Below are 21029 nucleotides of genomic sequence, written 5' to 3' on the forward strand. Positions count from 1 at the left end.
TATAATGGGAATACTATAGGAGGAGGTGAATATTAAATGCTCATAACAGTGCTGAGAATAGTTTTTGGAATTATAGGTGCTATAATAGGAGCAGGTATATCATTATTGATATCTGATTCTTTGACGTTTAGTTTATCACTTTGGCAAAGCATCGCCCTATATGCTGTTTGTTCTATTGCAGGTGGCATCATATCGTTTTTATTATCCAACAAGTTTATACATTGGATGTCATCGCTTACCAATTGGATGGAACGAGAACTCCAGAAAGTGCCCTTGGTCGATGTTTTGCTGGGTGTAGTAGGTCTCATAATAAGCAGTGTAGTGGCTGGATTGCTGATCAAACCAATTATGCTTATTCCTGTTAAATGGTTTGCTACAGCTTTAGTTATATTAATCTATGTATTATTGTGCTATATAGGTGTGACTTTAGCTGTGAAGCGTAAAGACGACATAATTGGTCTCGCCAATATGTTTAAGAAAAATACTTCAAAAGATAAACAAGGCGCAAGCAATGCGGGCAATGTTATGCCAAAAATATTGGATACCAGTGTTATAATAGACGGCAGAATATTCGATATATGCCGTACCGGCTTTGTAGAGGGACCTCTTATAATACCTACTTTTGTACTTAAGGAACTGCGCCATATAGCCGATTCATCCGATGCGCTGAAACGCAATAGAGGCCGGCGTGGCCTGGATATATTGAACAGGATACAAAAAGAATTGGACATTGATGTACAGATAGTGGATGTAGATTTTGAAGATGCCGATGAAGTGGATATAAAGCTGCTCAGATTGTGCAAATTATATAATGGCAAGGTTATTACAAATGATTATAACCTCAACAAAGTGGCTGATTTTCAGGGCATTCAGGTATTGAACATAAATGAACTGGCAAATGCCGTAAAGCCCATGGTACTGCCCGGAGAAGAGATGCTGGTTCAAGTGGTTAAAGATGGCAAAGAGTCTGGGCAGGGCGTTGCTTATCTGGATGATGGTACTATGATAGTGGTAGATGGTGGTAAAAAGCACGTAGGCCATACCATAGGCGTTATGGTGACAAGTGTGCTTCAAACAGCGGCAGGGCGTATGATATTCGCTAAACCAAAGCAAATGGATAAGGCCGGATGATTAAAAGCGATAGGTGTCATTATCATGGGACTTTTTTAGCGAATACAGCATCCATAATGCGGCCACTATTATAAGTACAAGACTTATCTGCCACCATGCCGATGATGTGGTACTGTTACTGTTTGCTGTGACAAGCGGAGGAATTGCCTCCGCTTGTTTTATAGTTATGCTTTGTGGAGCTATCAAATTGGCCGAAGCTACCTTCTGTTTACCTATCATATAATCTACGCTACCCACTACATCGCCTTCTTTTATCGGTGCCGTTATGGAAGATGGAAGATGTACGGACGGTTGAATGATTTCACTGACCTTAGGTACCATAACATCTATATCTCGATCTAATACGGCTTCTATGCTTTCAGATGTTGATCCATTGGTGATATTTACTGTACCGAGCGGTGTCCCTTTAGTGGCTATTATCTTTCGAGCAAATGCATTAAAGCCATAGTCCATGAGCGCTGCAGCATCTTTCCAAGCAACTGGTTTGCTTGGTTCACCCATCAATACGGCTATGAGCTCCGTACCGTTGTGTTGCGCTGATGCTACCAACGTATGATGTGCCTGGTTGGTATATCCGGTTTTTATGCCGGTAGCCCCTTTGTAATAATATTTGCTGTTTGGCTGTACGAAAAAGTTTATATTATCCCAGCGACGCTGATCCCCTCTTAAGGTTTTCGGTATATCAAGGTACAATGTGGTTGATACTATATCGCGAAATTTAGGTATGGTCATGGCATGGCGTGCTATCATGGCCATATCGTAAGCAGTGGTATAGTGATTATCGTTGTGGAAACCGTGAGGATTAGCGAAATGGCTGTTTTTTGCTCCCCATTCTTTAGCCTTTTGATTCATCAAGTTTACAAATTCGTCTGTAGTACCCGATATATGTTTGGCTATAGCTACCGCGGCATCATTGCCGGATATAAGCATAAGGCCGTATAGAAGCTGTTCTAAAGTGAATTGCTCACCTTTGTCCATGACGATAGCGCTGCTACCGGCTGGTATACCCAAAGAAGCCTCTTCATCTATAGTTACCACGTCTTTGAGATTTCCTTGTTCCAACGCAATGGCGGCGGTCAATATCTTGGTTATGCTGGCAGGATAAGCCTTTTGATCCGGATTTATGCTGTATAGCGCATTGCCAGTCTTAGCGTCTATGAGAATGAGATTTTTAGCCGATACAGCAGGTGGCGACAAGACCGTGGCATCGTCAGCTAGTGTATCGTTCGACGTTGGCTCGGCATATGCGACCGGGATATATGCCGCAAGTGCGAGTATGTATAATATAAGCATGGGTATGACAAGCAGCTTTTTCTTCATCATGCTCCTCCGTTATTGCTATTATGGTGACTGTTCAGGTATCTCACAGGCTTGGTAACTAATTAGCCTCTGTCTCATGTATTCCGGATATCGGTGAAACTAGAGCATTGCATTGGTATATGTCTTTCGCAGTCTGAAGAATGTTTCGTGTATGCTTAACTGCTTGCTTCGTTCCGGCAGGCTAACGCCAGCAATTCGCGTCCATGCTCAGTGCTGGCTGGCCGGGCGTCCATGCCCGGCCTACGCCTGCCGTTCACTACGCTCGCAGAGCATACAGCGAAACGTTCTAAGGCCTGCTCCATACATATACCAATACGTCTGCTATCTTTGTATGAGGCTAATTGTTACCGTCGCCTACGTGCAACGGTACCTGAATAGTCATATTATACATAATAGTATAACAGAAATCGCATGATTTTTGGAGAGAAATTTTTACCTATCAATATTTTTTGTTATAAATGAACGTTAATGAAACAGTCGTATGGTCAGGATAAAATGCGTCGAAAGAAAGTATAATAAATATATGATATTTTGCGCACGCAGGGAGGAATAATATGGCAACAGTGCATCAATTATACGATAAACGCCTCTATAAGCTAAAAAAGGCCGAGAAAGTGGCCGCGCATATGATAGGCAAAAAGATAACCGATGTACGTTCTATAGGCAAAGAGGAATTCGCTATAGAATTGGATGATAGTAGCAACGTTATATTCGAAAGGGATGGTAAAGGCGATATAGAATGCCGTTGGCAACGCATTTTTAGAGAGGAAAACGATGATGGGTACAATGGATAATCAGAAACAATTGGAGGGGAAAACCATCGTAGGCGTGAAAATATTAAGTAAAGATGGAATCGTGCTTTTTTTCGATGATGAAAGCCGAGCACATATAGATATGGGAAACGGCGAGATCAAGTACATGTGCAAAGGCAGGGAGGAAGCGCGTCGATGAAGGTTCTTATGCTTGCCTGGGAATACCCGCCGCGCAGCGTGGGCGGTATATCAAGTCATGTTTATGATTTGTCCCACCATATGGCTAAGATGGGACATACGGTCTATGTGATAACTTGTAACGACAATACCCTTAAAGAGTTTGAAGAGGATAAGGGTGTATATGTATATCGCGTTTGCCCATATAATATAACCACCAACAACTTTATAGATTGGGTGTTTCATTTGAATATGGCAGCACTAGAGCGTGCTACGCAGCTTTTAAACGATGGGCTGGATATCGATATAATACATGTGCATGACTGGCTTATGGCATTCTGTGGTAGAGCGCTTAAACATGTATATGGCAAACCGCTGATAGTTACCATTCATGCCAGCGAATATGGGCGCAATAACGGCTTGCACAATGATATGCAACGCTATATAAGCAACGTGGAGTGGTGGTTGACTTATGAGGCGTGGCGTGTCATATGCTGCAGCAATTATATGAAAGATGAACTCAGGTTTGTGTTCCAACTGCCAGAGGATAAAATACGTATATTGCCCAATGGCGTAGACATAGAACAATTGTCTGTAGACGGCGATATAAGCGATTTTCGCTTGAGATACGCGGCACCCGACCAGCGCATAATATGCTTTGTGGGGCGATTGGTACGCGAGAAGGGCGTAGATACGCTCATAACAGCGGCTCCAGCAGTGCTGTCCAGGCATCCTGAGGTAAAGTTTGTTATAGCCGGAAATGGGCCTTATGAAGATGCGCTGAGGAGAATGACGTGGGACAGGGGCCTGTATGAGAAGGTCCAGTTTACCGGTTACGTGGACAAGCAGACGCGCAATAAATTATATAAGTCGTCTGATATAGCGGTTTTTCCGAGCCTCTATGAGCCTTTTGGTATAGTGGCGCTGGAGGCCATGGCTGCCCGCGTGCCAGTAGTGGTATCCGATGTCGGAGGATTATCCGAGATAGTAGTGGACGGAGTAGACGGTTATAAAGTGCCACCAGGCAATGCCGGAGCTTTGGCAGATAGCATATTGAGCCTGCTGGATAACCCGTCTATGGCATCGAGAATGTGCCAAAAGGCTTTTTATAAAGTTCAGGAGGCATATAATTGGGATATGATAGCTTCTGCTACCATAAAAGTGTATAAAGAGGTATTGCACGAGAATAAACGTACTTCGAAGAAAGCGCCTGTTTCTTCTTTACCGTATATTAGTATTTGATATCATCGGGCAGAGATGATATAAATGGCTGCGGTGGAAGATTGCGCATATGCTCCGATAGTTGCACAAGGCGCTTTATATAAGCTATAGTCGCAGGATCGACTTCAGCCTCTTGTGCTATATCCTGTTCATCCATGGATAATGCAATGCCCATAAGCACAATATCGAGTTTGTCATAGCTTATGCGCATAGCCTGTTCATCAGTGAGTCCGGGCATGAGATCCGGGGTGGGAGCTTTATCGATAATTCTATCAGGTATCAATAAGTATCGCGCCAATTGCTTCACTTGTGTCTTATATAGATCGGCTATAGGATCGATATCCGATGCGCTGTCGCCATATTTTACAAAGAAACCGGTCATCTTTTCGCTTTTGTTACAGGTGCCAAGTATGAGGAGGTTGTCCATCTCGCCATAAAAATAAAGCAGTACCATGCGTACTCTATGTTTTATGCGATAATAGGCTATGTGCTTTTGGAGCTCGGATTGGCCTACCCCGCCTTTTAGCGTCTTAAGAAATGTGGGTTCTTCTTCAGTGGAATATTGATGGTATTTTTGAGTAACGTAGTGTTCCTGTATAGGACGCGGTATAAACATCGGAGAGGGTTCCAGGCCGTATACTCCTATTTTTTTAAGCAGTGGCGTAAGGTTTATTTCCTTCATCGATAAGCCGAGTATCTCGGCTATGAGGCAGGCGTCATCGTAGCTTTGCTTGGAACTGTCTCTTTCGGGCATAAACAACGCTTGCACGTTTGCTTTGCCGATAGCCCTTACGGCAAGGTATGCCACCAGCGCTGAGTCCAATCCACCGCTTAGGCCTAATATGCAACCTTCTCTTTGCCAATCGGTCATAATATTTTTAATGAAGTCCTCTATTTGACAGCACACTTTTTCCTTATCGGCTATTTCTAATCTTTCTTTTATACCCATGGCAGCGTCATCCTTTCCAAGCCAATATCTGTTACAATAATATATCTATTTTCATTTTTTTGCAATTATAAAATATTAAGCGTGGCTATTCAGCTCGAAAAATGTAAATTTTTTATTTCTTCCATACAATATTCCACTGTTTCTATGTTATAATTTGAGTGAGTTATACAGTTTCATTTTGTGCGAAAGAGGGAGAGGATATGTCTAAGGATAAACAAAAGAAGAGAGGCTGCCTTAGTAAAGCGCTGCTTATATTGGGGATTGTAGTGCTGTTTATCGTCGGCGGGATTATAGGGTATAGCTATATGATGTTAAACAGTGTTGAACAGACAAAACTTGATGATAAAGATCTCGGCATTACAGAATATAAGCCGCCTGAGTCTTCTGATAATAATGTGGTTCAGCCAGCACCTGAATACAATGTAATCAATATAGCATTGTTTGGTATAGACAGCAGAGACCCAGATCAGACGGGTCGGTCGGATACCATGATGATAGCTTCTGTCGATAAGAAAAATAAAAAGGTAAAGTTGACGTCGCTTATGCGCGATATGTACGTAGATATACCAGGTCACGGAGGCGACAGGATGAATCATGCTTACGCTTATGGAGGTCCGGCGTTGGCCATAAAAACTATAAACACTAATTTTAAGATGGATATAAGCGATTATGTGACTGTGGATTTTTTTAATCTCCCCAAGATAATCGATGAACTCGGTGGGGTGGATATAGATGTTAAATCCAGTGAGATTAAGCTTTTAAACTCATATTTGGATGGAATAAATAAATTAAGTGGGGGCAAGCCGTCGCCCAATTTAACAAAACCCGGAATGCAGAGGCTGGATGGGCGCCAGGCCCTTGCGTATTCGCGCATACGCTATGTCGGTAACGGTGATTATGAGCGTACTGAAAGGCAAAGGCGTGTCATGGAGGCTTTATTCCAGAGGGTAAAGAAAGCAGGCCCGATTCAATTGCCGGGTATGGTAGCCAGTATATTACAGTATTGCGAAACCAGTTTATCAAAAGGCGAGATTTTGGAACTAGGCCTAGCCGTGCTAAGCTTTGGCGATGTATCCATGCAACAATATCGATTGCCGGTCGACGGCACATTTAAGAGCCAAAATATCCGAGGCATGGCCGTATTAGTGCCGGATATAGAGAAGAATACGCAACTCTTGCATGAGTTCATATACGAAAAATGACAAAAAGCGGAATCAATGATGTTCAGTTCTTTTGATTATAAAGTTAATGCTAAATGGGTAAATTAACTGAGCGGAGTTGATGTTATGGCCGATGAGGATAAAGATGCTATAAAAAAATTGGATGAGCGATTGACAGAGTTTATAAAACAGATGGAGTCTATGAAAGTGGCGGAATATATGGAATATCTAAATGACCGGCGGAAGATCTTTTGGTCAAATTTTATGGCTGGTCTCTGGCGCGGCTTGGGTATGGCCATAGGTTTTACCATTTTGGCAGCTGTAATATTATATATACTGCAAAAATTGGTTGTATTAAATCTGCCCTATATAGGCCAATTTATATCCGATATAGTTAGAATAGTACAACAGAACATGGAGGGACCGCGGTGATATGAGGAACAGAGGGTTACAGCATTTTAAGAGCCTATTGCTTAAGGAGCGCAGCAAGGCTATGGATACACTAGAACTTATGGATAAGAATAACTTTAATACTTCTTTGCGCGATAGCATAGAGGAATTGTCCACATACGATAATCATCCAGCCGATATAGCCACCGAAACCTTTCAAATGGAGGAGGCTATGGCATTAAAGCAGAACCAGCGTCTTGTGATACAGCGTATAGATGATGCGTTAAAACGCATAAACGACGGCACTTACGGAGTGTGTCAGCGATGTGGCAAAGCTATAGACAGTTCCAGGCTTGAGGTTTTGCCGTACGCCGAATTATGCATAAGTTGCCAGCAAAATGATCGTCCGGATATAGATGAACTGCATCATGATCGACCGGTGGAAGAGCAACTGCTAGGTTCATACTACGGTTATGGTGTGGCCGACAGAGATGACCGCATAGGCTTTGACGGCGAGGACTCATGGCAGGCGGTGGCCAGATATAATCAAGTACCCAATGATCCCAGTTATAGCACAGGTGACCAGCAAGGTGTATTTGATGAAAACGATAGAGGAATAGTACAGCGGGTAGATAAAACAATAAATGGGGATTATGAGGAACAATTGTCCGAGGAAGGCAACGATATTCCAGATAGATGAGCCATGTGGTATAATTATTAAAATGCTGTAGAGGGGGTATACCTTTGTTTCAATTGTTGATAGCTGCCGTTGTAGTGGTAGCCGATCAAATAACTAAGTACTTGATGACGTCTATATTGCTTCAGCGGCCGGGACATACCATTCCGTTAGTGGACGGTGTCCTTCATTTCACATATGCTGAAAATAAAGGTGCTGCTTTCAGTATACTGCAGAATCAGCGTTGGTTGTTTATATCGCTGACTGTCTTGGTATGCGCTGTTATCGTATATGCTGTACTTGCTCGTCCGAACATGCCTTTAATGCTTAAGATAAGTCTTGGGCTTATACTGGGCGGAGCGGTGGGCAATCTCATAGACCGTATACGGTTGGGTTATGTCGTAGATTTCATAGATTTTCGTATTATAAATTATCCGATATTCAATGTGGCTGATTCTGCAGTAGTAATAGGCACTATATTATTTGGATATTATGTAATTTTCGTAAGCGATGCTAAAAAGTCGATGGTGTAAAACGATTATGGATGAATATACGCTTTGCGTGACTTCAGATAAGGCTGACCAACGCTTAGATACATTCCTGGCTGAAAGTTTCGAACAATGGACACGATCGCATATACAAAACCTTATAAAAAACGGCAATATAACAGTAAACGGCCAGCATATAAAGAGCGGTTATAAACTAAAGGATGGCGATATCATAAAAGTAGAGGTTCCCGAGTTGCGGCCGATCGATATACAGCCTGAAGATATACCTTTGAATATATTATATGAGGATGAAGATATAATAGTCATAAATAAGCCTCAGGGTATGGTGGTCCATCCGGCTGCCGGAAATTACAGCGCTACACTGGTAAATGCGCTGCTTGCCCATTGTAAGGACCTTTCAGGCATAAACGGTGAAATACGTCCTGGTATAGTACATCGTATAGATAAGGATACATCAGGGGTGCTGGTCGTAGCCAAAAATGATATGGCTCATGTCGCTCTAGCTCAGCAGATAAAGGAAAAGACAGCGATAAGGAAATATGTAGCATTGCTCGAAGGAGATATAAAGGAAGACACGGGCGTTATAAATGCCCCTATAGCCCGCCATCCAACCGATAGGAAGAAGATGGCTGTTGTGAGTGGAGGGCGCAGTGCCGTAACGCATTTTAAGGTTTTAGAAAGATTCGGTCGTTATACGCTCATAGAGGCTCGCCTGGAGACCGGACGAACTCATCAGATACGCGTTCATATGGCCTATATAGGCCATCCTGTAGTAGGGGATCCAGTATACGGCTATAGAAAACAAGCCTTTGCGTTGAAGGGGCAGCTCTTGCATGCACAATACCTGGGCTTTGTTCATCCGAGAACGGGACGATATATGGAGTTTTGCGCGCCTCTGCCTGATTATTTTGTCGATATAATCGACAAATTGAGGCAAATGCAATAAATTTATGGAGGGTGAATCTTTTTATTGGGTCGGTGACATTAGAATCTATGGATGATTTGGAGGAGCAAATAAATGCTGTTATAGCTTCGGATGGCATATATAAAATTGTGTTTTGAACGGGCTTGCAAATAGTGCTAACTCGTGATATACTGATTTAAGAAAAACGTAAATAGATGGCTTGACTAGAAGAGTGGGGAAACCCACTCTTTAATATTGGCGATTTGGAGGTCGGTAAATTGGCTAAAGCTAAAGTTGCGGATACGGTCAGGCAGTTGGTTATGCCTATATTAGAGGATAATGGCTTTGAACTGGTGGATATAGAGTTTAAAAAAGAAGGCGCAGAACAATATCTGCGCATTTTTATAGATAAGCCAGACGGTATAACCATAGATGATTGCGAGCTTGTAAGCCGGCATCTCAGCGATAAATTAGACGAGATAGATCCAATACCGCAAGCATATATACTGGAGGTATCATCTCCAGGTATAGATAGGCCCCTTAAGACTCAACGCGATTTTGAGCGCAGTATGGGCAAACAGGTAGAGATAAAGCTCTATAAGCAGTCTATGGGGCATAAGACTTATAAAGGTACTTTGGTTGGTTTTGACGATGAAAGAGTAGAGATAGAAACCGTGGACAACCAACATTTATCGTTTGGCATTAAAGATATAGCCTTGATAAAGCCTATAATAGAATTCTGATCGAATTGGAGGGTTTAAGACTGTTATGAACGATGAATTTATGCAGGCGTTATATAAAATAGAAAAAGAAAAACATTTGCCTAAGGATGTGTTATTGCAGGCTATACAGTCGGCGCTTTTATCGGCTTATAAAAAGGATTACGGTACAGCTAATAATGTAAGCGTCGATATAAATGCCAATAGCGGGGATATAAAGGTCTATGCGGCTAAAAAAGTAGTGGAGGATGTAAAAAATTCTGCTGTTGAGATAGATTTGTATAAGGCCAGAGATATACGGCCTGATGTACAATTGGGTGATATAATAAATATTGAGGTTACGCCTAAGGATTTCAGGCGTATAGCAGCGAAAGCCGCTAGAGATATAGTATTACAAAAAATACACGAAGTGGAAAAAGACATAATATTGGATGAGTATTCCGAAAAAGAAGGCGAGATTTTGACGGCTACGGTGGCGCGCCTCGATAGAAAGAATGTATATTTGGATTTAGGTAAAATAGAAGGTATTATGCCCATGAATGAGACGGTGCCGAGTGAAATATATAAGGTAAACGACCGTTTGAAAGTATATATACTGGAAGCTAAAAAAGGTGGTAAATCTCCCAATGTGATAGTATCCCGCAGCCATCCAGGCTTAGTAAAGCGCTTGTTTGAATTGGAGATACCTGAGATTCATGATGGTATAGTGGATATACGCGCTATAGCGAGGGAGGCCGGACATAGGTCAAAGGTAGCAGTTTATTCCAAGTACGATAAAATAGATCCAATAGGTTCTTGCATAGGTCCAAAGGGCACTAGAATCCAGACTATAATGAACGAATTGAGAGGCGAACGCATAGATATAGTTGAATGGAGTCTTATGCCTGAGCGATTTATAGCCAACGCATTGAGTCCGGCTAAAGTATTAGAAGTAATATTAAATGAAAAAGAGAAATCTGCGCGGGTTATAGTACCTAAAAATCAGTTATCTTTAGCAATTGGCAAAGAAGGACAGAACGCAAGATTGGCTGCTAAACTGACTGGGTGGAAGATAGATATAAAAACGCCTGATCAACAAGAGGTGAATGAAACGAAATGATGAGAAAAATCCCGGAGAGGACTTGTGTGGTATGCAGGCAAGCTAAACCTAAAAAGGAGCTTATAAGGGTGGTAAGAAATAACGAAGGCAATGTTTGCATAGATCCGACCGGTAAAGCGGCCGGACGAGGCGCCTATATATGCGCCAATATCCAGTGCATATCAAAGGCTCACAAGAGCAGGGCTTTAGACAGAGCATTGAAAGTTAAAGTAGAGGATAGCGTTTATGAAGATTTGGAGAAATATTCTAATACGGAGGTAATTGCCGATGGCAAAAAGTAGCGTATACCAAGATGAAAGACGATTGAAGCACAATGTAGGAGTCTTGATGAAGATGGCGAATTCGCTGGAGAACGAGATAAAAGCATATGAGGCTGTATTAGCTCAAAAGCAGCAGGATATACAGCGTGAGGAACAAAAGCGCCTGGAAACGGCCAAAGCTTCGGAACAAGCCGCTAAATCCGAGCGTCCCAATAGGAATGAAACCCGACCGATACAGCAGGGCAGAATGGAACGCAATAAGCGGCAGCAACAGGCTTCACCTGCCAGGCGCGACAACAACTTGGATAAATCGCTTGAAAAATTGCGTAAAGAAACCCCTGAGTCAGAGGTACTGGAGGAAAAAGAAAAGGCTGCACGACGCAAAACCGCGCAGAAACCAAAACCTGCACCATCCCATAATGCCGGAGAAAAAGTAAAAGAACGGGTTAAAGTGGACGACGACAATATAATAGATGGCCGCAAGATAATTAAGGGTTATCAGGGTATCGAGCATGTTGAGGATGTCATCGATGAACCTATAATAAAGAAAACCAGGAAACCTGCTAAAAAGGGTGCTAAAAATAATGCGATGAAAGGTATGGATATACCTAAAAGCGATAAACCTATAATGATAGGTGCTTCTATAACTGTAAAAGATTTGTCGGAGAAAATTGGCAAACCAGCTGCTGGGATAATAAAGTCGCTTATGAAGTTAGGTATAATGGCTACTATAAACGATGAAATAGATTTTGATACAGCATCTCTCGTAGCTTCGGAATACGGCGTAGTATTGGAGCGCAAAGAGGAAAAGAGTAACGAAGAACTGTTGCTAGAGCTTGAAAAGACCGACGTGTCCGATCCAACAAAGCTTGTGCCAAGGCCACCGATAGTAACCGTTATGGGCCATGTTGATCACGGCAAAACCTCGCTCCTGGATGCTATACGTTCTACACGTGTTACTGAGCAGGAAGCCGGGGGCATAACTCAACATATAGGTGCTTATCAGGTGCAAATAAACAACAGATGGATTACATTTTTGGATACGCCTGGCCACGAGGCGTTTACAGCTATGAGGGCTAGAGGAGCGCAGGTAACCGATATAGCTATATTGGTAGTGGCGGCGGATGACGGTGTTATGCCTCAAACTGTAGAAGCTATAAATCATGCTAAGGCGGCTGGCGTGCCAATTATAGTAGCTATAAACAAGATAGATAAACCAGGAGCCAATCCTGATCGCATAAAACAACAATTAACCGAATATGATCTTATACCTGAGGACTGGGGTGGCGATACCATATGCGTCCCGGTATCAGCCAAGGCGAAAATAGGCATAGATACATTATTGGAAATGATATTGCTGGTGGCCGATATGCAGGAGCTTAGGGCTAATCCAGACCGTCCAGCATATGGAACAATAATAGAGGCGCAGTTGGATAAAGGCATGGGCCCGCTGGCTACGGCACTAATTCAAGACGGTACGCTGCATGTAGGTGATGTTATATTATCGGGTCTTACTTATGGCAAGGTTAAGGCTTTGATAAATGATAAAGGTCAACGGGTAAATCAAGCCGGACCGGCTATGCCTGTGCAGGTATTGGGGTTCTCGGACGTTCCGAGTGCCGGTGATAAATTTTATGTAGTAGAAGAAGCGCTGGCCAAAAAAATAGTGGAGGAACGCAAGAACACTATAAAAGAAGAGCAGGTCAAGCACAATCAACGTTTAACACTCGATGATCTATTCAATCAGATAAAAGAGGGCGAGATAAAAGACCTTAACATAATAGTCAAAGCCGATGTGCAGGGATCTGTAGAAGCTGTTAAACAGGCTTTAGAGCGTTTGAGCAATGATGAAGTGCGTGTCAACGTTATCCACGGTGGCGTAGGGGCTATAACCGAAAGCGATGTATTATTGGCTTCCGCGTCTAATGCCATTATAATAGGTTTTAATGTTAGACCGGAGCCTGGTGCTAAAACAGCTGCTGCTAGGGATAATATAGATATAAGATTGTACAGAATAATATACGATGCCATAGATGATATTAAGGCCGCTATGAAGGGTATGTTAGCAAAACGCTTTGAGGAAGTGGTGCTGGGTCATGCCGAGGTTAGAGAAACGTTCAAGATAAGTAATGTAGGCACTGTAGCAGGATGCTATGTAATCGACGGCAAGATTACCCGCAATGCCGATGCCCGTATAATCAGGGATGGTATAGTAGTATATGAGGGTAAAATATCTTCGCTCAAGCGGTTTAAGGATGATGCCAGAGAGGTTGCTGCCGGCTATGAATGCGGCATTACAATAGAACGGTTCAACGATATAAAAGAAAAAGATATAATAGAAGCATATACTCAACAAGAGGTTGAACCATAAAAACAGGGAGGTTGACTTATATGGAGTTTTCAAGGCTGGCCCGCATATCGGAAGAACTCAAGCGCGAGATCAGCGATATTATAAGAAATGAATTAAAAGATCCTCGTGTTCCTATGATGACAAGCGTCACAAAGGTTGAGATAACCAATGATCTTAAATATGCCAAGGTTTATGTGAGCGTATTAGGGGACGAGGATACCGTAAAAAATGCTTTTGATGGCTTAAATAGCGCGGCTGGTTTTGTACGCAAAGAAGTTGGTTCACGCATAAGGCTTAGGTATACACCGCAGATAATATTCGTTCGCGATACTTCCATTGAATACGGCGCGCATATATCCAAGCTGTTGCATGATATAAATACTAATAAGCCAGAGCATGAGGAGCAATAAATATGATAGCTTCCGATGTAGTAAGGTTACTGAAAACCAGCCATAAGATAGCTTTGATATCGCATATAATGCCGGACGGGGATACGCTGGGTTCATCGCTGGCCTTGGCATTAACATTGCGGCAGAAAGGCAAAGAAGTGGTGTGCCTTTGTTCTGATCCTATACCTAAATCTTACGCCTTCTTGCCGGGCGCTGATGTTATAAGACGTCCGATTCATTCGGACGCCGATATCACGACAGTGCTAGCTATAGATTGCAGTGATAGGGAGCGCCTGGGTGATTGTAATAATATATTTTCAAAAGCCACCTATACGGTCAACATAGACCATCACATAAGCAATACATCTTATGCCCATTATAACATGGTGGACACCACCGCCGCCGCAACTGCAGAGCTCATATATCAGCTTATAAGGCTTACAGGTGCGAACATAGAGAAACAAGTAGCCACATGCCTTTATACGGGCATTGTTACCGATACAGGACGCTTTTCTTATGATAACACAACGTCGGTGACACATGAAATAGCCGGTGATCTTATAAACTGCGGTGTGGATACTAATTGGCTTAATGATGAACTATTTAATAAACGCTCTTTACAGAGGACGCGTCTATTAGCTAAAGCTCTGGACACTATACAGGTTTGTGGAGGTGGCAGCATAGCTTTTATTAAAGTTGACATGGCCATGCTGCGTGCTGTCGGAGCCGACGATGCCGATTGCGATGGTTTGGTGAATTATGCAAGAGATATAGATACTGCAGAAGTAGGCCTGCTTTTTAAGGAGATGGATAATGGTCGCATAAAGGTAAGCCTTCGCTCTAAAAATCATGTCGATGTTAATGCCATAGCGGCAAAATTTAACGGTGGAGGTCATAAGAAGGCGTCGGGCTGTACTATCGCAGCATCTATGGATGAAGCTATTGAAATGGTGTTAAAAGAGCTTGAGTCGATTATGAAGGCTGCGGAGGTTTAAACGGGTCATGGATGGTATCATAAATATGTACAAGCCCGCTGGCATGACCTCTAATGACGTAGTAATGACATTGAGGCGTAGATTAAAACCGCTTAAGGTTGGCCATGCGGGTACTTTAGACCCCGATGCTTCGGGCGTATTGCCTATATGTTTGGGTAAAGCCACAAGGGTTGCGCAATACATAGTCGATGGTGAGAAGGTATATATAGCTGAAATGACGCTTGGCATAGTTACCGATACGCAGGATGCTTCAGGGCAGGTTATAGAACAACGACCCATAAATGTTGATGTCGACGATATATACGATGCTGCGTATTCTTTTAAGGGCAAACAACAGCAGGTGCCGCCAATGTATTCTGCAATAAAGCATGATGGTGTGCCTTTATATAAATTAGCTAGGCGAGGACAAAGCATTGTACGTACTCCGAGAGATATAGAGATATATGATATATCGATTTTAGATATACAATTTCCTGACCGAGTGCTTTTCAAGGTGAGGTGCTCGAAAGGTACCTATATACGCACTTTATGCCATGATATTGGCCAAAAACTGGGTTGTGGAGCGCATATGTCTTATCTTTTGCGTACGCAAGTAGCTAATTTTTACATAAAAGACTCTGTTGATCTTGATATGGTAGAGCAAATGTACCGGCAAGGCACTTTAGGAGATATTATAACACCTATAGATAAAGCACTTGCTGCGTTTGATTCTATATATGTCAACCGCGAAGGATATGAGCGGACATTGAATGGCAGCAGTCTTTATAAAATGCATGTAGAACATGTGCCGCAGGATTTGTCTATAGGAGATATAGTAAAAATATATTATAACGACGAATTTTTAGCATTGGGTCGATTGAGCGAGCAGGATACCGGCAAGTGTGTAAAACCCGTCAGAGTTTTTGTGTAAGAGGATAGAGATGGATATAATAGCATCAGGTAGCAATACCATCGAAGAACCCTTGGTCATGGCTATAGGTACGTTCGATGGTATACATTTGGGACATCAGCAGCTTATTAAAACATTGAAAGATAAAGCATCGTTATATAAATGCGCGTCGGCTATATATACCTTCGATCGACATCCGCTAAATGTATTATGTCCGGATAAAACGCCTGCCTTGCTGATGAATAATAAGCAGAAATTGAGTGTATTACGCCAATATGGCATAGACTATGTAATATTAAATGAATTCAATAAGGCTTTTGCCGATACACCGGCCGATAAATTTGTAAATAACATTTTATTTGGTCTATATGATGTAAAATCGGTGATAGTGGGTTTTGATTTTACGTTCGGCTATAAAGGGCAAGGCAATGCACAATTATTGAAAGACGAGGGACGAAAGCGCGGTATAGACGTCGTAATAGTGCCGCCGGTAAAAGTGAACGGCATAACGGTGAGCAGCAGCCTTATACGGCGTTTGGTCAGCGATGGCTGTGTGGAAGAGGCGGCGTGTTATTTGGGCAGGCCCTTTGCGCTGCTCGGGGAGGTTCATACAGGCCATAAGATAGGCCATAAGCTTGGATTTCCCACTGCTAATTTGACACCCGATCCCGAAGTGGTGGTACCTCGTCGCGGCGTTTATGCCACTGAAGTGGTTATAAGTGGTATGGAGGGCATATGGAAGGCTGTTACCAATATAGGGACAAGGCCTACATTCAATGATACACATATAAGCGTAGAAACCCATATATTGGATTATGGTGGTTGGCTTTATGGAAGAGAGCTGGAGATACGATTTATAAGCCGCTTACGCGATGAGATGTCATTTTCCAGTCCGAAGCAACTCGTCCGGCAAATACGCGAGGATATCGATAGGGCAAGGGAAGTGCTCGAAAATCTTGATAAAGCGTCCTCAGCTTCGCAGTCCTCCTCAGAATCACATTGAGGCTAATCAGTTACCAAGCCAGCTAAATAGTCACAACATATATATTAGTCCTGTATCGGTTCAAAAAAATATATTGTTAATTGATGAAAAATGATATATACTAATGTTAACCATGAGCTGGGGATATCGACTCCTCGACGTTATCCTCTGTTCAATGGAGATTATATGGCATGGGTGCCAAAAAAGAGGAGGTGTACACATGGATAAGGCCAAGAAACAGGAGATAATAAAGGCCTATGGCCTGCATGAGAATGATACTGGTTCACCAGAGGTGCAAATAGCCATCCTGACAGAGCGAATCAATCATTTGACGGAGCATTTGCAGGTTAATAAGCACGACAACCATTCCAGGAGAGGATTGCTCAAAATGGTCGGTCAGAGGCGTAGGTTTTTAAACTATCTCAAAGACAAAGATATTGAGCGTTATCGTTCCATAGTGGACCGTTTGGGACTCAGAAAATAATTATGGGCGGGGATTCCCCGCTCTGTTTATTAAAGACGGTCAAAGGACAGCTCGATATGGAAGGAGGAAATTTTTCTGTATAGACAATTTGAAATGGAACTTGCCGGGAGAAAGTTGAGAATAGAAACCGGCAAACTGGCTGAACAAGCCAACGGAGCTGTATTGGTCAGATACGGCGATACCACCGTATTTGTGGCGGTTACGGCATCTAAAGAACCGCGAGAGGGCATAGACTTTTTTCCGTTGAGCGTAGACTTTGAAGAAAAGTTATATGCTGTCGGTAAGATACCGGGTGGCTATATAAAGAGAGAGGGTAAACCCACAGAGAAAGCCATATTGACATCACGGTTGATAGACAGACCTATACGGCCATTATTTCCAAAGGGTTATAGGAATGACGTGCAGGTGGTTGCCATGCCGTTGTCTGTGGAACCAGATGTGCCGCCGGATGTAGTAGCTATGGTTGGTGCTTCGGCTGCTTTGAGCATATCCGATATACCCTTCGAAGGTCCTATAGGTGCAGTATTAGTAGGACTGGTGGATGGCGAACTGGTCATTAATCCTGACGCTGCGCAACGCGAAAGAAGCAGGCTTCACTTAACTGTAGCGGGAACAAAGGACGCCATAATGATGGTCGAAGCTGGCGCTAATGAAGTACCGGAAGATAAAATATTGGAAGCCATTATGTTCGGGCACGAGCATATAAAACAGTTGGTGGCATTTCAAGAGCAGATCGTGTCTGAAGTGGGTATTCCGAAGAATGTGCCTGAATTACATCATGTGGACCCCGAAATAGAAACAGCAGTGCGTGAATACGCTTTCGATATGATATCCGAGGCTGTGCGTTCCAATAATAAGCAAGGACGCGAGGACCAGATGGATAAAGTTAAAGAGGATATATTCGAGCATTTTGCGGAGGCATTTCCGGAACGTGAGGCTGAGATCGATGAAGCGGTCTACAATATAACAAAAGAGTGTGTTCGCAAGATGGTCCTTACCGAAGGGGCGCGACCTGACGGACGAAAATTAGACGAAATAAGGCCTATATCCTGCGAAGTCGGTCTTATACCAAGGGTCCATGGGTCTGGCTTATTTACCAGAGGCCAGACGCAAGTGTTGACGATAGCTACGTTGGGTGCACCTGGAGACGAACAGATGCTCGAGGATCTGAGCCTGGAAGAGAGCAAGCGCTATATACACCATTATAACATGCCGCCTTATAGCACAGGCGAGGCTAAAATGATGCGCGGACCAGGACGCAGAGAGATAGGTCACGGTGCGCTGGCTGAAAGGGCATTAGAGCCTATGATACCATCTCAGGAAGAATTCCCGTATACCATAAGGTTGGTTTCGGAAGTAATGAGCTCTAACGGTTCCACATCTCAAGCTAGCGTATGCGGCAGCACATTGGCCCTTATGGATGCCGGTGTCCCTATAAAAGCCCCAGTGGCCGGGGTGGCTATGGGTCTAATGAAGGATGAGCAATCCGACAAAGTGGCTATATTGACCGATATACAGGGCTTGGAGGATTTCTTTGGAGATATGGATTTTAAGGTGGCAGGTACGGCTGACGGTGTGACCGCCATACAGATGGATATAAAGGTAAAAGGTATAGACAGGTCCATATTGGAGGCCGCGCTGAAACAAGCATATGAAGGGCGCATGTTCATAATGAATAAGATGCTGGAGGTTATATCCGAGCCGCGCAAAGAGGTATCGCCATATGCGCCCAAAATTATGACCATGACCATAGATCCCGATAAAATACGCTCAGTTATAGGCAGCGGCGGTAAAGTCATAAATAAAATAATAGCCGATACGGGTACAAAAATAGACATAGAGGAAGACGGTACGATATATATAGCCGCGCCGGACAGCGAATCCGGTAAAAAAGCCATGCGCATAATAGAAGGCATCGTTAAAGATGTGGAGGCAGGCGACGTATACCTGGGTAAAGTGACTAGAATAATGCCTTTTGGTGCTTTTGTAGAAATATTGCCTGGGAAAGAGGGGCTGGTTCATATATCCAAACTGTCAAAGGAGCACGTTGCTAAGGTTGAAGATGTGGTCAAGGTCGGTGACGAAATATTAGTCAAAGTTACCGATATAGACAAACAAGGGCGGATAAACCTATCCCATAAAGCAGTGCTTAGTGAGGAAACCAACGATAATCCAAAAGATAGACGGAATAGAAATTCATAAAAACATAAACCTTTAAGGTTTATGTTTTTTGTTATAATCGCTCTGGCTGCTGAATATGGTAATACCATCATATAAATGGGGCAGGGTGATTAGAAGTGAAGGTCTGCAATTTTCACATAAAAGATAGCTTTTGGATAAATATCATAATAGTCGTGTTATTGATAGCTTTGCTGGCGATAGTAGTAAACCGTAAGCCCGAGGCTGTGTTCAATACTTACGTAAATACGCCGGTTTATAAAGGTGATGTATCGAAGCCGCTGATCGCTTTTGCATGCAGTGTGGCAGACGGCGCGGAATACATACCGCCTATGCTAAAAATACTTAAAGACAACGATATTAAAGTCACATTTTTTGTAACCGGTCACTGGGCTAAGCAACATCCGGATCTATTGATGCAGATGGTGTCTGAAGGCCATGAGATAGGTAATCATGGTTTTAATTATGATATGCCGACACAGCTTTCATCGGAGCAAAATAAAAAAGAAATTCTGGATACCGAGAGAATTATAGCAGATATAATCGGTATAAAGACAACGTTATTTTCTCCACCTTACGGCGATTATGACCGGCAAGTACTTAGGGTGGCTGAAAGCTTGGGTTATAAGACCGTGATATGTAGTATAGATACACTCGATTTAAAAGGCGACGGCTATCAGACGATAATAGAACGCGCATTGAAGAATCCAGGCAACGGAGATATAATATCGATATATCCTACCAGAGACACATTGGTTGCATTGCCTATAATGATACGGGAGCTTAAAAGCCGCGGTCTCAATATATGTTGTGTGGGCGATGTAATATCCGATTGACGCTTGCTATGCGTTAAGTATTATGCTATACTATTCTAGTATCAGGTATTAGAAGCAGCATATAAACCAAATATGCCAAAGCGGAGGTGGTAGGGTGAGCCGAGGGATTCCCAAACAAGAAAGGCAGGCAGCATTGCTGATGAAATTAAAACAGGACCCGTTCCTCACCGATGAGGAATTAAGTCGTGCTTTTTGTGTCAGCATACAAACCATACGTTTAGATAGGATGGAAATAGGCATACCGGAGCTTAGACAACGCATACGCGAGCTGGCCGCTGAAAGCTATGGTAAAGTAAAATCGATAAGCGGTAAAGAGATAGTGGGAGAATTGATAGACTTAGAGCTTGGCAAAAGCGGTATATCAGTACTTCAAACCGATAATCAGATGGCTTTTGAAAAAACCAGAGTGGTTAGAGGGCATTTTATATTTGCTCAAGCCGAATCATTGGCTATTGCCGTTATAGATGCTCCTGTAGCATTGACCGGTGTGGCCAATATTAAATATAAAATCCCTGTTCATGCAGGGGAGAAATTGGTAGCAAAAGCGGAGGTGGTAAGGGTAAGGGCTAATAAATACTTTGTATGGGTAAAAACGAAGGTAAGGGACAATGAGGCCTTTAGAGGGAAATTCATATTGGTCTCGTTGCAAAACGGTTGAA

General features: G+C 42.9%; 23 protein-coding genes. 21 read left to right on the forward strand and 2 right to left on the reverse strand.

Features of this window, described 5'->3' with window-relative positions; translation table 11 throughout:
• Nucleotides 1-36 precede the first annotated feature (36 nt).
• A complete protein-coding gene (locus tag MAHAU_RS05085; RefSeq protein ID WP_013780649.1) occupies nucleotides 37-1131 on the forward strand; it encodes a PIN/TRAM domain-containing protein in 1095 nt (364 codons plus the stop codon).
• On the opposite strand, the gene MAHAU_RS05090 is transcribed toward MAHAU_RS05085, so the two are convergent.
• A complete protein-coding gene (locus tag MAHAU_RS05090; RefSeq protein ID WP_083809842.1) occupies nucleotides 1132-2454 on the reverse strand; it encodes a D-alanyl-D-alanine carboxypeptidase family protein in 1323 nt (440 codons plus the stop codon).
• Nucleotides 2455-3005: 551 nt separating this feature from the next.
• Between MAHAU_RS05090 and MAHAU_RS05095 the strand changes: the two genes are divergently transcribed.
• From MAHAU_RS05095 to MAHAU_RS05100, 3 genes are read left to right on the forward strand one after another with little or no spacing between them, the layout of a single operon-like run.
• Nucleotides 3006-3245 (forward strand): hypothetical protein, encoded by a 240-nt coding sequence (locus tag MAHAU_RS05095; protein ID WP_013780651.1) that lies wholly within the window; start codon nucleotides 3006-3008, stop codon nucleotides 3243-3245.
• Nucleotides 3226-3402, forward strand: coding sequence for a hypothetical protein (locus MAHAU_RS15720; protein WP_171804964.1), 177 nt, complete (start codon nucleotides 3226-3228; stop codon nucleotides 3400-3402). Before MAHAU_RS05095 ends, MAHAU_RS15720 begins: the two co-directional genes overlap by 20 nt.
• Nucleotides 3399-4622 carry a glycosyltransferase family 4 protein gene (locus MAHAU_RS05100; protein WP_013780653.1) on the forward strand — a complete coding sequence of 408 codons (1224 nt, stop codon included), beginning with the start codon at nucleotides 3399-3401 and terminating at the stop codon, nucleotides 4620-4622. The genes MAHAU_RS15720 and MAHAU_RS05100 overlap by 4 nt, the downstream gene beginning before the upstream one ends.
• Here MAHAU_RS05100 and nadE read toward each other — a convergent pair.
• Nucleotides 4612-5550, reverse strand: a complete 939-nt coding sequence (gene nadE / locus MAHAU_RS05105) for an NAD(+) synthase (RefSeq protein ID WP_013780654.1) — start codon at nucleotides 5548-5550, stop codon at nucleotides 4612-4614. The two genes, MAHAU_RS05100 and nadE, sit on opposite strands and share 11 nt — an antisense overlap.
• 200 nt (nucleotides 5551-5750) lie before the next feature.
• Between nadE and MAHAU_RS05110 the strand changes: the two genes are divergently transcribed.
• From MAHAU_RS05110 to fapR, 17 genes are all read left to right on the forward strand, one after another.
• Entirely contained in the window at nucleotides 5751-6752 is a 1002-nt protein-coding gene (locus MAHAU_RS05110) for an LCP family protein (protein WP_013780655.1), read from the forward strand.
• An 84-nt stretch (nucleotides 6753-6836) separates the two neighbouring features.
• Entirely contained in the window at nucleotides 6837-7142 is a 306-nt protein-coding gene (locus MAHAU_RS05115) for a DUF5665 domain-containing protein (protein ID WP_013780656.1), read from the forward strand.
• Nucleotide 7143: 1 nt separating this feature from the next.
• Nucleotides 7144-7800: a TraR/DksA C4-type zinc finger protein gene (locus MAHAU_RS05120; protein WP_013780657.1), complete on the forward strand. Its 657-nt coding sequence runs from the start codon at nucleotides 7144-7146 to the stop codon at nucleotides 7798-7800.
• Between the two features lie 44 nt (nucleotides 7801-7844).
• Nucleotides 7845-8309, forward strand: coding sequence for a signal peptidase II (gene lspA, locus MAHAU_RS05125; protein WP_013780658.1), 465 nt, complete (start codon nucleotides 7845-7847; stop codon nucleotides 8307-8309).
• 7 nt (nucleotides 8310-8316) lie between these two features.
• Nucleotides 8317-9231: an RluA family pseudouridine synthase gene (locus tag MAHAU_RS05130; protein WP_013780659.1), complete on the forward strand. Its 915-nt coding sequence runs from the start codon at nucleotides 8317-8319 to the stop codon at nucleotides 9229-9231.
• A gap of 278 nt (nucleotides 9232-9509) precedes the next feature.
• Nucleotides 9510-9932, forward strand: a complete 423-nt coding sequence (locus MAHAU_RS05135) for a ribosome maturation factor RimP (protein WP_049783388.1) — start codon at nucleotides 9510-9512, stop codon at nucleotides 9930-9932.
• Nucleotides 9933-9957: 25 nt separating this feature from the next.
• The gene (gene nusA / locus MAHAU_RS05140) at nucleotides 9958-11007 is read left to right on the forward strand and encodes a transcription termination factor NusA (protein WP_013780661.1); all 1050 of its coding nucleotides are present in this window, start codon (nucleotides 9958-9960) and stop codon (nucleotides 11005-11007) included.
• The gene (gene rnpM / locus MAHAU_RS05145; protein WP_013780662.1) at nucleotides 11004-11288 is read left to right on the forward strand and encodes an RNase P modulator RnpM; all 285 of its coding nucleotides are present in this window, start codon (nucleotides 11004-11006) and stop codon (nucleotides 11286-11288) included. The genes nusA and rnpM overlap by 4 nt, the downstream gene beginning before the upstream one ends.
• Entirely contained in the window at nucleotides 11275-13638 is a 2364-nt protein-coding gene (gene infB, locus MAHAU_RS05150) for a translation initiation factor IF-2 (RefSeq protein ID WP_013780663.1), read from the forward strand. Before rnpM ends, infB begins: the two co-directional genes overlap by 14 nt.
• Nucleotides 13639-13658: 20 nt before the next feature.
• Nucleotides 13659-14027, forward strand: a complete 369-nt coding sequence (rbfA, locus tag MAHAU_RS05155; RefSeq protein WP_013780664.1) for a 30S ribosome-binding factor RbfA — start codon at nucleotides 13659-13661, stop codon at nucleotides 14025-14027.
• 2 nt (nucleotides 14028-14029) lie between these two features.
• Nucleotides 14030-15001 (forward strand): DHH family phosphoesterase, encoded by a 972-nt coding sequence (locus MAHAU_RS05160; RefSeq protein ID WP_013780665.1) that lies wholly within the window; start codon nucleotides 14030-14032, stop codon nucleotides 14999-15001.
• Between the two features lie 7 nt (nucleotides 15002-15008).
• Complete coding sequence (gene truB / locus MAHAU_RS05165) at nucleotides 15009-15911, forward strand: tRNA pseudouridine(55) synthase TruB (RefSeq protein ID WP_013780666.1); 903 nt, start codon at nucleotides 15009-15011, stop codon at nucleotides 15909-15911.
• 10 nt (nucleotides 15912-15921) lie between these two features.
• On the forward strand, nucleotides 15922-16893 hold the full coding sequence (locus MAHAU_RS05170; RefSeq protein ID WP_013780667.1) for a bifunctional riboflavin kinase/FAD synthetase: 972 nt from the start codon (nucleotides 15922-15924) through the stop codon (nucleotides 16891-16893).
• A 199-nt stretch (nucleotides 16894-17092) separates the two neighbouring features.
• Nucleotides 17093-17356 carry a 30S ribosomal protein S15 gene (gene rpsO, locus MAHAU_RS05175; RefSeq protein ID WP_013780668.1) on the forward strand — a complete coding sequence of 88 codons (264 nt, stop codon included), beginning with the start codon at nucleotides 17093-17095 and terminating at the stop codon, nucleotides 17354-17356.
• Nucleotides 17357-17449: 93 nt separating this feature from the next.
• Entirely contained in the window at nucleotides 17450-19558 is a 2109-nt protein-coding gene (locus MAHAU_RS05180) for a polyribonucleotide nucleotidyltransferase (protein WP_041643868.1), read from the forward strand.
• Nucleotides 19559-19653: 95 nt separating this feature from the next.
• Nucleotides 19654-20370 (forward strand): polysaccharide deacetylase family protein, encoded by a 717-nt coding sequence (locus MAHAU_RS05185; protein WP_013780670.1) that lies wholly within the window; start codon nucleotides 19654-19656, stop codon nucleotides 20368-20370.
• A 94-nt stretch (nucleotides 20371-20464) separates the two neighbouring features.
• Nucleotides 20465-21028: a transcription factor FapR gene (fapR, locus tag MAHAU_RS05190; protein ID WP_013780671.1), complete on the forward strand. Its 564-nt coding sequence runs from the start codon at nucleotides 20465-20467 to the stop codon at nucleotides 21026-21028.
• Nucleotide 21029: the final 1 nt, after the last annotated feature.

Origin of the sequence: Mahella australiensis 50-1 BON (assembly GCF_000213255.1) — a bacterium.
Taxonomy (GTDB): domain Bacteria; phylum Bacillota; class Clostridia; order Mahellales; family Mahellaceae; genus Mahella; species Mahella australiensis.

Bases quoted from the DNA above. Each gene is read 5' to 3' on its own strand.
- rnpM (WP_013780662.1), top strand. From the start codon at position 11,004: ATGATGAGAAAAATCCCGGAGAGGACTTGTGTGGTATGCAGGCAAGCT.
- MAHAU_RS05085 (WP_013780649.1), top strand. From the start codon at position 37: ATGCTCATAACAGTGCTGAGAATAGTTTTTGGAATTATAGGTGCTATA.
- MAHAU_RS15720 (WP_171804964.1), top strand. From the start codon at position 3,226: ATGATGGGTACAATGGATAATCAGAAACAATTGGAGGGGAAAACCATC.
- MAHAU_RS05095 (WP_013780651.1), top strand. From the start codon at position 3,006: ATGGCAACAGTGCATCAATTATACGATAAACGCCTCTATAAGCTAAAA.
- nadE (WP_013780654.1), bottom strand. From the start codon at position 5,550: ATGGGTATAAAAGAAAGATTAGAAATAGCCGATAAGGAAAAAGTGTGC.
- rpsO (WP_013780668.1), top strand. From the start codon at position 17,093: ATGGATAAGGCCAAGAAACAGGAGATAATAAAGGCCTATGGCCTGCAT.
- rbfA (WP_013780664.1), top strand. From the start codon at position 13,659: ATGGAGTTTTCAAGGCTGGCCCGCATATCGGAAGAACTCAAGCGCGAG.
- nusA (WP_013780661.1), top strand. From the start codon at position 9,958: ATGAACGATGAATTTATGCAGGCGTTATATAAAATAGAAAAAGAAAAA.
- MAHAU_RS05090 (WP_083809842.1), bottom strand. From the start codon at position 2,454: ATGATGAAGAAAAAGCTGCTTGTCATACCCATGCTTATATTATACATA.
- MAHAU_RS05110 (WP_013780655.1), top strand. From the start codon at position 5,751: ATGTCTAAGGATAAACAAAAGAAGAGAGGCTGCCTTAGTAAAGCGCTG.
- MAHAU_RS05180 (WP_041643868.1), top strand. From the start codon at position 17,450: ATGGAACTTGCCGGGAGAAAGTTGAGAATAGAAACCGGCAAACTGGCT.
- MAHAU_RS05170 (WP_013780667.1), top strand. From the start codon at position 15,922: ATGGATATAATAGCATCAGGTAGCAATACCATCGAAGAACCCTTGGTC.
- MAHAU_RS05130 (WP_013780659.1), top strand. From the start codon at position 8,317: ATGGATGAATATACGCTTTGCGTGACTTCAGATAAGGCTGACCAACGC.
- truB (WP_013780666.1), top strand. From the start codon at position 15,009: ATGGATGGTATCATAAATATGTACAAGCCCGCTGGCATGACCTCTAAT.
- MAHAU_RS05100 (WP_013780653.1), top strand. From the start codon at position 3,399: ATGAAGGTTCTTATGCTTGCCTGGGAATACCCGCCGCGCAGCGTGGGC.
- MAHAU_RS05135 (WP_049783388.1), top strand. From the start codon at position 9,510: ATGCCTATATTAGAGGATAATGGCTTTGAACTGGTGGATATAGAGTTT.
- MAHAU_RS05160 (WP_013780665.1), top strand. From the start codon at position 14,030: ATGATAGCTTCCGATGTAGTAAGGTTACTGAAAACCAGCCATAAGATA.
- MAHAU_RS05115 (WP_013780656.1), top strand. From the start codon at position 6,837: ATGGCCGATGAGGATAAAGATGCTATAAAAAAATTGGATGAGCGATTG.
- MAHAU_RS05120 (WP_013780657.1), top strand. From the start codon at position 7,144: ATGAGGAACAGAGGGTTACAGCATTTTAAGAGCCTATTGCTTAAGGAG.
- infB (WP_013780663.1), top strand. From the start codon at position 11,275: ATGGCAAAAAGTAGCGTATACCAAGATGAAAGACGATTGAAGCACAAT.